Raw genomic sequence first — 12,561 nt, forward strand, 5'->3', positions numbered from 1 at the left:
TAAGGAGAAAACGTCCATGTTGAATTTACAGGCAGTAAATCACTTTTACGGCAACCAGCATTCGCTGTGGAATGTCGATCTTGAACTACGCCCGGGGGAGTGCATTGGCGTACTGGGACGCGAGGGCATGGGAAAAACCACCCTGGTTAACTGCATTGCCGGGCATCTGCCGGTGGCCAGCGGCCGGATGACCTGGCATGACATTGGCGCCCCGCCGCAGGATCTCACCCCCCTGTCGGCCCAGTCGCGCAGCGCCATCGGTATCGGCTATGTGCCGCAGGATAAACGCATCTTCTCCCAGCTCAGCGTGGAAGAGAATCTACATATTGCCCTCGCGGCCGGGAAACCCGGGGCTAACGCCAGCGGCGGCGAAATCTATGAACACTTTCCCGAACTCTATGCCCTACGGCAGCGCAAAGGCGCCTCGCTGAGCGACGACGATCAGTACCAGTTGGCGCTGGCCAGGGCGCTGATTATCCAGCCGCGGCTGCTGATCCTTGATGAACCCTCGCGCGGCAGAGGGCCACGCTGTCTGCAAAAGCTGGCGGATCTGCTGCTGCGGTTGAATCGCGATATCGGCCTGACGGTGCTGCTCGCCGAGCAGCACCTGCCCTTTATCCGCCGGGTGGCGGATCGTTTCTGTGTTTTGCACCGGGGCCGTAACGTCGCCGAAGGCGATATTATGGCGCTGGATGAACCGCTGCTGGCGCAGTGGATGACGCCGGATCCAGCGCCCTGAGGTCCAGATACTGGCCGAGATCGTCGCGCTGCGCGATATCGGCAAGCCACGGTATTTCGCCGAGGAACGGCGCGGCCAGCCGGTTTTTCAGGGTCGCCAGATACTCGGCGTGGCGCTTGCCCGGCGGCAGCACGTCATTGGCGATCCACCCCGCGAGCGGCAGCCCCGCCTGGCGTACCGCCTGGGCGGTAAGCATCGCGTGGTTGATGCAGCCGAGCTTGACGCCCACCACCAGAATCACCGGCAGCTGCTCCGCCTGCGCCCAGTCGGCGAAGGTCAGGGTTTCCGAAAGCGGCGTAAACCAGCCGCCGGCCCCTTCCACCAGCACCCAGTCGGCGAGGCGTTCTAACTCGCGCAGCCCGCTGGAGAGCCTCGCCGCGGCGATCGGCCGTCCTTCGTCGGCGCTGATGATATGCGGTGAGGTCGGCTCGGCGAAGGTATACGGGTTAACCTGCTCATAGCGCAGCGCGACCCGGCTATGACGCTGCAGCGCCAGCGCGTCTTCATTACGCAGCCCGGCGGCGGTAAGCTCGCTGCCGGAAGCCACCGGCTTGTAGCCGGCGGTGTGAAAACCCAGCTGATTCGCCGCCTGCAGCAGGGCGCTGCTGGCGATGGTTTTCCCGACTTCAGTGTCGGTCCCGGTGACAAAAAAACGTTTAGTCACGCTCAATGACTCCTGTAAAAAGAGAATACGTCAGCGGGCAGACGCCCTGCCGCTGCGGCCAGGCCAGCTGTAGCTCGCGCAGTTTGCCGCGGCTAAGCGGGGCCGATGCCCGCCCCTGGTGCAAATGGGTGGCGCCGATGCCCTTCAGCGATCGCATGGCGCTCAGCGCATCGACGAACGGCAGGCTAATCTGATGCACCTCGCCGGACGCCCGCAGGCCGCTCAGCGCCTCGCGCACCGCCGCTTCGCTGAGAAAACGGTTGGCATGCGGCCGGTCGTCGATAGCCTGCCACGCCTGATTGAGCTCCGGCAGCGAGTCGGCCAGCAGCGTGCTAAACGCCACGCTGCCGCCGGGACGTACCACCCGGTACAGCTCGCCAAGGGCTGCACGCAGATCGTCGCACCACTGCACCGCCAGATTGCTCCACGCCAGATCGACGCAGGCGTCGGGCAGCGGCAGCGCCTCAATGTCGCCCAGCAGGTAATGCTGGGCGGCGTCGTTACGCTGCGCCTGGGCCAGCATCCCGGGGGAGAGATCCAGCGCGGTCACCACGCTGCCCGCCTCACGCCAGCGGCGGCTCATGCTGCCTGGGCCGCAGCCGGCATCCAGCACCCGGGGAAAATCGCGACGCGCCAGCTGGCGCAGCAGCAGTTCCGCGCTGCGCCGCTGCAGTTCATCATGTTGCGAATAGCCGCTGGCCGCCCGGCCAAACGCCGCGGCGACCGCCTGCTTATTCACCGTGGCCATGCAGCACCTCCAGTAAACGGTTAATGTCCTCAGCCTGATGGGCGGCGGTCAGGGTCAGGCGCAGACGAGCGCTGCCGACCGGTACCGTCGGTGGACGGATCGCCGTTGCCCAGCAGCCCGCGTCGCGCAGACGGCTGGCCAGGCTCAGCGCCCGGCCGTTATCGCCGACGATCAGCGGCTGGATCGCGCTGACGGAGTCGGTCAACCCCAGCGACACCTCGCCCATCCCCTCACGGAACTGACGGATGCGGGCGGCCAGGATGTCGCGACGCTGCTGTCCTTCATTGCTGCGAATGATCCGCAGGGCGGCGCTCAGCGCCACCGCCTGGGCGGGCGGCATCGCGGTGCTGTAGATCAAATGGCGGGCAAACTGCAGCAGATAATCGGCCATCGCTTCATCGCACAGCACCGCCGCGCCGCTGACGCCGAAGGCCTTGCCGAAGGTAACCACCAGCAGCTCAGGGCGCACCGCCTGTGCGGCGCAGCTGCCGCGTCCTTCGTCGCCGACCACGCCGACGCCGTGGGCGTCATCCACCAGCAATAGCGCCCCGGCGGCCTGCGCCGCGGCGTGAATGGCCGCCAGCGGCGCGCTGTCGCCGTCCATGCTGAAAATGCCTTCAGTGACCGCCAACTGTTCGCCCGCCAGCGGCTTAGCCAGCAGTTGAGCGAGCTGTTGCGGATCGTTGTGGCCGAAACGGCGTAGCTGCGCCGGGCTCAGACTGGCCGCCTCCAGCAGGGAGGCGTGGCTCAGGCGGTCGGCCACAATCCGATCCTCTTTATCCGCCAGGGCGGCGATCAGCGCCTGATTGGCGGCAAAGCCGGAGATAAACAGCAATGCGCGCGGGTAGCCCAGCCAGTCGGCAAGTTCCTCTTCCAGCGCACGGTGGGCCTCGCTATAGCCGCTTACGTGTCCCGAGCCGCCTGAACCGACGCCATAACGTTCCGCCCCCCGCTGCCAGGCGGCGACAATCGCCGGATGCTGGCTCAGGCCGAGATAGTCATTACTGGAGAAGTTAAGCCAGCGCTCCCCTTCCCGCGCCAGCCAGCGCCCGGCGCCGTGCGTCACCGGCAGGCGGCGGCGAAGGGCATCCGCCGCCCGTCGCTCGTCCAGCGCCCGATCGATTCGCTGCTGCCAGGTCATAGCGCCGCCGCGTTGTAATATTCCTCAGTGTCCGGGGTGAGTAAGGCCTGCTCCAGACGCTGCTGCTGCTCATTGTCGCCTTCCAGCACCGCCGTCTGCTGCGGGTTTATCCCCAGCTTGCGGAACAACTGCAGATCGTTGTCCTCTTCCGGGTTCGGCGTGGTCAGCAGCTTGCAGCCGTAGAAAATGGAGTTCGCCCCGGCCATAAAGCACATCGCCTGGGTCTGCTCGTTCATCTGCTCGCGGCCGGCGGAGAGACGCACGTAAGAGGTGGGCATCATGATGCGCGCGATGGCGATAGTGCGAATAAAATCGAAAGCGTCGACGTCGTCGTTATCCGCCAGCGGCGTACCTTTGACTTTTACCAGCATGTTGATGGGCACGCTTTCCGGCGGCGTGGGCAGGTTGGCCAACTGCAGCAGCAGGCCGGCGCGGTCTTTCACGGTCTCCCCCAGCCCGACGATACCGCCGGAGCAGACTTTGATCCCGGCGTCACGCACTTTGTCCAGGGTATCCAGGCGCTCCTGGTAGGTGCGGGTGGTGATGATGTTGCCGTAAAATTCCGGCGAGGTATCAAGGTTGTGGTTGTAGTAATCGAGGCCCGCCTCGGCCAGGCGCTGCGCCTGGCTGTCGGTCAGGGTGCCGAGCGTCATGCACGACTCCAGCCCCAGAGCCTTCACCCCTTTCACCATCTGCTCCAGATAGGGCATATCGCGATCGTGGGGGTTTTTCCACGCCGCTCCCATGCAAAAACGCGTGGAGCCGGCGTTTTTTGCCTGACGGGCGGACTCCAGAACCTGCTCGACCTCCATCAGGCGCTCGGTTTCGAGACCCGTTTTATAGCGCGCGCTCTGCGGACAATATTTACAATCTTCCGGGCAGGCGCCGGTCTTGATCGACAGCAGGGTACTGACCTGCACCTGGCGCGGATCAAAGTGTTGACGATGGATTTGCTGCGCTTCGAATAGCAGGTCGATCAGCGGTTTATTAAATAATTCCGTTACTTGCGACATTGTCCAGCGGGGGTGGTGAGCCATTTTCCTCTCCAAAGGTCGTACACTACCTGTTTCACACAGCCTCTTTGTTGGCTGCACTCGCACACCCCAGTCACATAGTGAACTATGCTGCTGGGGATGTTCTCGCTTGCCGCCTCGATGCCGCGCGAAATATTTTGTGTACGTTTCATTGTAAGTAAGTTCAGTGTAGACTTGTAAACCTAAATGTTTTCAAAATGGTTTACAAGTCGCTTATGACCCTGGACGATCTCGCCTTCGATCGGCGCCACATCTGGCACCCCTACACCTCTATGACTTCCCCCCTGCCGGTCTACCCGGTGGTTTCCGCCCACGGTTGCGAGCTGTCCCTTGCCGGCGGCGAACAGCTGATTGACGGTATGTCCTCCTGGTGGGCGGCGATCCACGGCTACAATCACCCGCGTCTTAATGCGGCGATGAAAGCGCAAATCGACCAGATGTCGCATGTGATGTTCGGCGGGATCACTCACCCTTCGGCGGTGGCGCTGTGTCGTCAGCTGGTGGCAATGACCCCGCAATCGCTGGAGTGCGTTTTCCTCGCCGACTCCGGTTCGGTAGCGGTTGAGGTGGCGATGAAAATGGCCCTGCAGTACTGGCAGGCGAAAGGCCAACCGCGTCGTCGTTTCCTGACCTTCCGCAACGGCTATCACGGCGATACCTTCGGCGCGATGTCGGTCTGCGATCCGCAGAACTCGATGCACAGCCTGTGGCAGGGCTATCTGCCGGATAACCTGTTCGCCCCCGCGCCGCAGAGCCGCTTTGACGGCGAGTGGGATGAAATGGATATGGTGCCCTTTGCCCGCCTGATGGCCGCGCACCGTCACGACATCGCCGCGGTGATCCTCGAACCGATTGTTCAGGGCGCGGGCGGGATGCGGATGTACCATCCGGAGTGGCTGAAGCGGGTGCGTAAAATGTGCGACCGGGAAGGGATACTGCTGATCGCCGATGAGATTGCCACCGGCTTTGGCCGCACCGGCAAGCTGTTCGCCTGCGAGCACGCCGGTATCGCCGCCGATATTCTGTGTCTGGGCAAGGCGCTGACCGGCGGCACCATGACCCTCTCCGCCGCGCTGACCACCCGCGAGGTGGCGGAAACCATCAGCAACGGTGAAGCCGGCTGCTTTATGCACGGCCCAACCTTTATGGGCAACCCGCTGGCCTGCGCGGTGGCCAGCGAAAGCCTGCGCCTGCTGGAGAGCGGCGAATGGCAGCGGCAGGTGGCGGCGATTGAAGCCCAGCTGCAGACCGAGCTGGCTCCGGCGCGGGGATCCGCCCTGGTCGCCGACGTCCGCGTGCTGGGCGCTATTGGCGTGGTTGAAACCTGTCGCCCGGTCAATATGGCTGCCCTGCAGCGCTTTTTCGTCGAGCAGGGGGTGTGGATCCGACCGTTTGGCCGCCTGATCTACCTGATGCCGCCGTATATCATCACGCCTGAACAGCTGTCCCGCCTGACCCGCGCCGTTAACCTGGCGGTGCAGGACGAAACATTTTTTAGCGAATAAATAGCGGAATTGCGTCGTGGTGCAGGCTACACTTCCTGGCTAATCAGCGCATTATCAATGAGGATGAAGCATGAAACTGATCAGTCACGATCTCCAGGACGGCGGTAAGCTGCCTAATCGTCACGTCTTCAACGGCATGGGCTACGATGGCGACAATATTTCGCCGCATCTGATGTGGGATGATGTGCCCGCAGGAACCAAAAGCTTTGTGGTGACCTGCTACGATCCGGATGCGCCGACCGGCTCCGGCTGGTGGCACTGGGTGGTGGCTAACCTGCCTGCGGATACGCGCGTCCTGCCGCAGGGGGGCCGGTTCCGGTCAGGCGGAGCTGCCGGAAGAGGCCGTTCAGACCCGCACCGATTTTGGCAAGGCGGGATACGGCGGCGCGGCGCCGCCGAAGGGCGAGACCCACCGCTATATCTTTACCGTCCACGCCCTGGACGTTGAGAAAATTGAGGTGGATGCCGAGGCCAGCGGCGCAATGGTCGGCTTTAACGTCCATTTCCATTCCCTCGCCAGCGCCTCCATCACCGCCCTGTTCAGTTAATCTTCCCCCGGATAGCGGCTTGCGCCTTATCCGGGCTACCTGCGGCGCCACGTGTTTTTCAGGTGGCGCTACACTCACCTTTACCAGATAACACTTACATATCAAATAAATACACGTAGCTGTAGGTCTGGAAAGCGCCGCGCCGCCGGGAAAGTATTGATTACCTTCCAGGCAACCCTGTTGCATGGTTATTTTGCCGGGTGGCGGCTGCGCCTTACCCGGCCTACAGGGTCCTCTCACAGGCTCATACCTCGTAGGCCCGGTAAGCGCAGCGCCACCGGGCGATGACAGCAGGCGCAGAGCCGATTTTGTGCCGGGTGGCGGCTGCGCCTGACCCGGCCTGGGGTTCGTGCGACCTGTCGTTCATTTATTCACCAGCCTTGCTGAAACTGCCTGTGCTGGCGGCCTCAAAATCGCTGAGACGTTCCCGGCAGGCCGGGGCAGCCCGCATGGATGCGGGCTGAGGGCCGTGTTTTGCACGGACGCTGCCTCGGCCCGACCCGAAGCCTGCAGGGATAAGTCGAAGGAACCGCGCAGCGGCGATTTTGCTGGCCGGAGCCCGGGGGTACAGGGGGCGGCGGCGACTGGCCGCCCCCTGTGCGCTCCCTTCGCCATGATTGACATAACGCAGACGATTAGCCGGGAGCGCAATCTGCCCGGAATTAACATAGAAGTTGTAGCCCTGCCAGGCGCAGTACGAACAAGACATTTCCGGTTATGCCGTTATTTTGCCGGGTGGCGGCTGCGCCTTACCCGGCCTACAGGGTCCTCTCACTGGCTCATACCTCGTAGGCCCGGTAAGCGCAGCGCCACCGGGCGATGACAGCAGGCGCAGAGCCGATTTTGTGCCGGGTGGCGACTGCGCCTGACCCGGCCTGGGGTTCGTACGACCTGTCGTTAATTTATTCACCATTGTTGCTGAAACTGCCGGTGCTGACGGCCTCAAAATCGCTGAGACGTTCCCGAAAGGCCGGGGCAGCCCGCATGGATGCGGGCTGAGGGCCGTGTTTTGCACGGACGCTGCCTCGGCCCGACCCGAAGCCTGCAGGGATAAGTCGAAGGTACCGCGTAGCGGCGATTTTGCTGGCCGGAGCCCGGGGGTACAGGGGGCGGCGGCGACTGGCCGCCCCCTGTGCGCTCCCTGCGCCGTAAGAGACATAACGCAGAAAATTAACCGGGAGCGCAATCTGCCCGGAATTAACATAGAAGTTGTAGCCCTGCCAGGCGCAGTGCGAACAAGGACATTTCCGGTTGTGCCGTTATTTTGCCGGGTGGCGGCTGCGCCTTACCCGGCCTACAGTTCCCTCTCACAGGCTCATACCTCGTAGGCCCGGTAAGCGCAGCGCCACCGGGCGATGACAGCAGGCACAGAGCCGATTTTGTGCCGGGTGGCGGCTGCGCCTTACCCGGCCTACAGTTCCCTCTCACAGGCTCATACCTCGTCGCCCCGGCAAGCGCAGCGCCGCCGGGGAGATCTGATTTACTGCTCAGTGACAACCTGCAGCGCGGTTTTACGCACCCGCGCGTACCACACCACCGTCAGCAGCCCGAGCCAGACCAGGCCAGCGATCAGCGCCATCCGCGTCTCGGCAAACATCCCCAGCACAGCGATGACCAGCCCCATAAACAGCAGCGTTAACAGCGGCGCCACCGGCCAGAACGGAACGGGGAAGGCAATCTGGCTGCGCTCTTCGGCAGACAAACTACGGCGCATGGCGAAATGGGACAGCAGGATCATCAGCCATACCCACACCGTGGCGAATGCCGCCAGCGAAGCAATCAGCACAAATACCTGCTCGGGGATCAGATAGTTCAGTACCACCGCCGCCAGCAGCGCGCCGCCCATGACCACCACCGTCATCCAGGGTACGCCGTTGCTGGCGATGCGCTGGAAGCTTTTCGGCGCCAGCCCCTCCTTCGACATGCCATACATCATGCGTCCGGCGCCGAAGATATCGCTGTTAATCGCCGAGATGCTGGCGCTGATCACGATGATGTTAAGGATTGTCGCCGCCGCCGGGATCCCCAGACCGTCGAAAATCAGCACAAACGGACTCCCCTGCTCGCCAAAGCTGTTCCACGGGAAAATCGCCATCAGCACCGCCAGGGTGCAGACGTAGAACAGGATAATGCGCAGCGGAATGGTATTGATGGCCTGCGGGATGACCTTCTTCGGATCCTTCGCTTCCGCGGCGGTGACGCCGATAATCTCCACCCCGCCGAAGGCGAACATCACGATGCCAAGCGAGGCGATAACGCCCTGCCAGCCGTTAGGGGCAAAGCCGCCGTGGCTCCAGAGATTTTCCAGCCCGGTGGCCGGGAAGCTATGGCCGAAGCCAAAGAAGATGATCCCCGCCCCCGCCAGCATCATGGCGATAATCGCCACCACCTTCACCAGCGACAGCCAGAACTCCATCTCGCCGAACACCCGCACGTTGCACAGGTTCATGGCGCCGATAAAGAAGATGATGCTGAGGATCCAGATCCAGCGCGGGACATCGGGATACCACAATCCCATATAGATGCCGAAGGCGGTCACGTCGGCCAGGGCGACGATTACCATTTCAAAAGTGTAGGTCCAGCCGGTAATAAACCCGGCCAGCGGGCCGAGATACTGGCGGGCATAGCTGCCGAAGGAGCCGGAAACCGGGTTGCGCACCGCCATCTCGCCCAGCGCGCGCATGACGATAAACACCGCCGCGCCGCCAATCAAATAGGCCAGCAGCACCGCCGGGCCCGCCGCCTTGATGGCGGAAGCCGAGCCATAGAACAGCCCGGTGCCAATCGCGGAGCCGAGCGCAATAAATCGAATGTGTCGGGCATTGAGCCCGCGCAGCAGATGTGGCTTGTGTTGTTGTTGCATATACAGGTGTCCTGGTTTTTTTATTTGACGACAAATATGCGATGTAGGGCGGTCGGGGGAATGATTTCCCCCGACGCGGGTACAGAGAACAACGGTGATTAGTGCAGGCCTGGCAGTACGGCAGGCAGCAGACGCGTCAGGTGACGGGCCGCCAGAAGCGCAATGGCATTATCGATATCCGGGGCGAAGTAGCGATCCTGCGTATAGTGAGGGACGCGTTCGCGCAGCAGATGGCGCGCCTCTTCCAGCAGCGGGCTGGTGGTCAGCCCTTCGCGCATATCCAGCCCCTGCGCCGCCGCCAGCCACTCAACGGCCAGCACCCCGCGGGTGTTTTCCGCCATCGCCCACAGGCGACGACCGGCAGCCGGCGCCATCGAGACGTGGTCTTCCTGGTTGGCGGACGTCGGCAGGCTGTCAACGCTATGCGGGTGTGACAGCGCTTTGTTTTCACTGGCCAAAGCCGCCGCTGTGACCTGGGCGATCATAAACCCGGAGTTGACGCCGCCATTTTTCACGAGGAACGGCGGCAGCTGCGACATATGGCTGTCCATCATCAGCGCGATACGACGCTCGGAGAGCGAGCCGATTTCGGCGATCGCCAGCGCGATATTATCCGCCGCCATCGCCACCGGTTCGGCGTGGAAGTTACCGCCGGAGATGACGTCATTTTCGGCGGCAAAGACCAGCGGGTTATCGGAGACCGCATTCGCTTCGGCTAACAGTACTTCCGCCGCCTGGCGGATCTGCGTCAGGCAGGCGCCCATCACTTGCGGCTGGCAGCGCAGTGAGTACGGATCCTGAACCTTGGTGCAATTATGATGCGACCGCGAGATCGCGCTGTCATCGGTCAACAGGTGGCGATACAGTGCCGCCGCATCAATCTGCCCGCGCTGGCCGCGCACCTCGTGAATACGCGCGTCGAACGGACGACGCGAACCCAGCGCCGCTTCAGTGGTTAACGCCCCGCAGACGACCGCGGAGGCGAACAGATCTTCGGCTTCGAACAGACCGCGCAGCGCAAAAGCCGTCGAGGCCTGGGTGCCGTTCAGCAGCGCCAGGCCCTCTTTCGCCGCCAGGGTAATCGGTTCCAGCCCCGCCTGACGCAGCGCGTCGGTCGCTGGCAGCCATTCGCCGCCGCGTACCCGCGCTTTGCCTTCGCCCAGCAGCGTCAGCGACATATGCGCCAGCGGTGCGAGGTCACCGGAGGCGCCGACGGAACCTTTCGCCGGGATCCACGGCGTCACGCCGGCATTCACCAGGCCAATCAGCGCCTGGATCACGCTCAGGCGGATCCCGGAGAAACCGCGAGACAGGCTGTTAATCTTCAGCACCATAATCAGGCGCGCCAGGTCGTCGTCCAGCGGCTCACCTACGCCCGCCGCATGGGACAGCACCAGCGAACGCTGCAGGTTCTCCAGATCGTCCGTCGAGATACGGGTTTGCGCCAGCAGGCCAAAACCGGTGTTGATACCGTAGGCGGTACGCCCTTCGGCAAGGATGGCGTTGACGCAGGCCACGCTCTCATCAATGGCGGCAAACGCGCTGCTGTCGAGGGTAATGTTCAGCGGGTGGCTGTAAACCTCGCGGAGCTGCGACAGGCTCAGTTTCCCCGGAATGAGCGTTAACGATTTCATTTAGCGTTCCCCTGCGTTGCTGCCACCATCGGAAGATTCAGACCCTGTTCTGCTGCGCATTCAATAGCAATATCGTAACCCGCATCGGCATGACGCATCACGCCGGTCGCCGGGTCGTTGCGCAGGACGCGAGCGATACGCGCCGCCGCTTCATCGGTACCGTCACAGACGATAACCATCCCGGAGTGCTGCGAGAAGCCCATACCTACGCCGCCGCCGTGGTGCAGCGACACCCAGGTCGCGCCGCTGGCGGTGTTAAGCAAGGCGTTCAGCAGCGGCCAGTCGGATACCGCATCTGAGCCGTCGCGCATGGCTTCGGTTTCGCGGTTCGGGCTGGCGACGGAGCCGGAATCAAGGTGATCGCGGCCAATCACGATCGGCGCGGAGACTTCGCCGCTGCGCACCATTTCGTTAAACGCCAGACCGAGCTTCTGACGCCACTCCAGACCTACCCAGCAGATACGCGCCGGCAGTCCCTGGAAGCTGATGCGCTCGCGCGCCATATCCAGCCAGTGGTGCAGGTGCTGATCATCTTTAATGATCTCTTTCACTTTCGCGTCGGTTTTGTAGATATCCTGCGGATCGCCGGACAGCGCTACCCAACGGAACGGGCCGATACCCCGGCAGAACAGCGGGCGGATATACGCCGGCACGAAGCCCGGGAAATCGAAGGCATTGCTGACGCCCACTTCCTGCGCCATCTGACGGATGTTGTTGCCGTAGTCGAAGGTCGGCACCCCCATCTCGTGGAAGGCCAGCATCGCCTGCACGTGGTCGGCCATTGAGCGTTTCGCCGCCAGAATGGTGCCCTGCGGATCGGATTCGGCTTTCTGCTGATACTCCTCCCAGCTCCAGCCTTTCGGCAGATAGCCATGCAGCGGATCGTGGGCGCTGGTCTGATCGGTAACCATATCCGGGCGCACGCCGCGTTTCACCAGCTCTGGCACGATATCCGCAGCGTTGCCGCACAGCGCGATGGAGATGGCGCGGCCTTCGGCGGTGTATTTTTTGATGCGTGCCAGGGCGTCATCCAGAGAAGTGGCCTGTTCATCCACGTAGCGGGTACGCAGACGGAAATCGATGCGGCTCTGCTGACATTCGATGTTCAGCGAGCAGGCGCCCGCCAGCGTCGCGGCCAGCGGCTGCGCACCGCCCATGCCGCCCAGACCGGCGGTTAACACCCAGCGCCCTTTCAGGCTGCCCTGATAGTGCTGGCGACCGGCTTCGACGAAGGTTTCGTAGGTGCCCTGCACGATGCCCTGGCTACCGATGTAGATCCAGCTGCCGGCGGTCATCTGGCCGTACATCGCCAGCCCTTTGGCATCCAGTTCGTTGAAGTGTTCCCAGGTGGCCCAGTGCGGAACCAGGTTGGAGTTAGCGATCAGCACGCGCGGCGAGTTTTCATGCGTTTTAAATACGCCGACCGGTTTACCGGACTGCACCAGCAGGGTCTCGTCGCTTTCCAGGTTTTTCAGCGCCTTCACGATAGCGTCATAGCATTCCCAGTTGCGCGCAGCGCGACCAATACCGCCATAGACCACCAGCTCATGCGGGTTTTCAGCGACATCGGGATCGAGGTTGTTCATTAACATACGCAGCGGCGCTTCGGTCAACCAGCTCCTGGCGGTCAGCGTCGTGCCTCTCGGTGCACGGACGTCCAGCTGGCGATATTTGCTTTGCGACAT

At 62.8% G+C, this 12,561-nt stretch carries 9 protein-coding genes and 1 pseudogene; 3 read left to right on the plus strand and 7 right to left on the minus strand.

The genetic code is table 11. The annotated features are described in order from the left end of the window. Window positions 1–16 precede the first annotated feature (16 nt). Window positions 17–739: an ABC transporter ATP-binding protein gene (locus AC6CWS_RS12280; RefSeq protein ID WP_065881923.1), complete on the plus strand. Its 723-nt coding sequence runs from the start codon at window positions 17–19 to the stop codon at window positions 737–739. Here the strand turns inward: AC6CWS_RS12280 and bioD are convergent. From bioD to bioB, 4 genes are read right to left on the minus strand one after another with little or no spacing between them, the layout of a single operon-like run. After that, window positions 681–1,403, minus strand: coding sequence for a dethiobiotin synthase (gene bioD / locus AC6CWS_RS12285; RefSeq protein WP_023288916.1), 723 nt, complete (start codon window positions 1,401–1,403; stop codon window positions 681–683). The genes AC6CWS_RS12280 and bioD overlap by 59 nt on opposite strands. Beyond that, complete coding sequence (bioC, locus tag AC6CWS_RS12290) at window positions 1,396–2,151, minus strand: malonyl-ACP O-methyltransferase BioC (protein ID WP_048297102.1); 756 nt, start codon at window positions 2,149–2,151, stop codon at window positions 1,396–1,398. Before bioC ends, bioD begins: the two co-directional genes overlap by 8 nt. Further along, window positions 2,135–3,292 carry an 8-amino-7-oxononanoate synthase gene (gene bioF / locus AC6CWS_RS12295; protein WP_065881925.1) on the minus strand — a complete coding sequence of 386 codons (1,158 nt, stop codon included), beginning with the start codon at window positions 3,290–3,292 and terminating at the stop codon, window positions 2,135–2,137. Before bioF ends, bioC begins: the two co-directional genes overlap by 17 nt. After that, entirely contained in the window at window positions 3,289–4,329 is a 1,041-nt protein-coding gene (gene bioB, locus AC6CWS_RS12300) for a biotin synthase BioB (RefSeq protein ID WP_065881927.1), read from the minus strand. Before bioB ends, bioF begins: the two co-directional genes overlap by 4 nt. A 212-nt stretch (window positions 4,330–4,541) precedes the next feature. Between bioB and bioA the strand changes: the two genes are divergently transcribed. Together bioA and AC6CWS_RS12310 are read left to right on the plus strand one after the other, a co-directional pair. Beyond that, window positions 4,542–5,831, plus strand: coding sequence for an adenosylmethionine--8-amino-7-oxononanoate transaminase (gene bioA / locus AC6CWS_RS12305; RefSeq protein ID WP_065812215.1), 1,290 nt, complete (start codon window positions 4,542–4,544; stop codon window positions 5,829–5,831). Between the two features lie 70 nt (window positions 5,832–5,901). After that, window positions 5,902–6,379: pseudogene (locus AC6CWS_RS12310) on the plus strand (kinase inhibitor). A gap of 1,480 nt (window positions 6,380–7,859) precedes the next feature. On the opposite strand, the gene AC6CWS_RS12315 reads toward AC6CWS_RS12310, so the two are convergent. The 3 genes from AC6CWS_RS12315 to hutU all read right to left on the minus strand — a co-directional run bounded on the left by AC6CWS_RS12315 (window position 7,860) and on the right by hutU (window position 12,561). Then, complete coding sequence (locus AC6CWS_RS12315; RefSeq protein WP_023288910.1) at window positions 7,860–9,242, minus strand: amino acid permease; 1,383 nt, start codon at window positions 9,240–9,242, stop codon at window positions 7,860–7,862. Window positions 9,243–9,340: 98 nt separating this feature from the next. Beyond that, complete coding sequence (gene hutH / locus AC6CWS_RS12320; protein ID WP_065882457.1) at window positions 9,341–10,876, minus strand: histidine ammonia-lyase; 1,536 nt, start codon at window positions 10,874–10,876, stop codon at window positions 9,341–9,343. Continuing rightward, entirely contained in the window at window positions 10,873–12,561 is a 1,689-nt protein-coding gene (gene hutU / locus AC6CWS_RS12325) for a urocanate hydratase (RefSeq protein WP_016160521.1), read from the minus strand. Before hutU ends, hutH begins: the two co-directional genes overlap by 4 nt.

It is taken from the genome of Klebsiella sp. M041, from assembly GCF_059759695.1.

What these genes read in the sequence shown, in the direction of transcription:
- bioA (WP_065812215.1), top strand. Translation starts at nt 4,542, where the DNA reads ATGACCCTGGACGATCTCGCCTTCGATCGGCGCCACATCTGGCACCCC.
- bioF (WP_065881925.1), bottom strand. Translation starts at nt 3,292, where the DNA reads ATGACCTGGCAGCAGCGAATCGATCGGGCGCTGGACGAGCGACGGGCG.
- hutH (WP_065882457.1), bottom strand. Translation starts at nt 10,876, where the DNA reads ATGAAATCGTTAACGCTCATTCCGGGGAAACTGAGCCTGTCGCAGCTC.
- hutU (WP_016160521.1), bottom strand. Translation starts at nt 12,561, where the DNA reads ATGTCGCAAAGCAAATATCGCCAGCTGGACGTCCGTGCACCGAGAGGC.
- bioB (WP_065881927.1), bottom strand. Translation starts at nt 4,329, where the DNA reads ATGGCTCACCACCCCCGCTGGACAATGTCGCAAGTAACGGAATTATTT.
- AC6CWS_RS12315 (WP_023288910.1), bottom strand. Translation starts at nt 9,242, where the DNA reads ATGCAACAACAACACAAGCCACATCTGCTGCGCGGGCTCAATGCCCGA.
- bioC (WP_048297102.1), bottom strand. Translation starts at nt 2,151, where the DNA reads ATGGCCACGGTGAATAAGCAGGCGGTCGCCGCGGCGTTTGGCCGGGCG.
- AC6CWS_RS12280 (WP_065881923.1), top strand. Translation starts at nt 17, where the DNA reads ATGTTGAATTTACAGGCAGTAAATCACTTTTACGGCAACCAGCATTCG.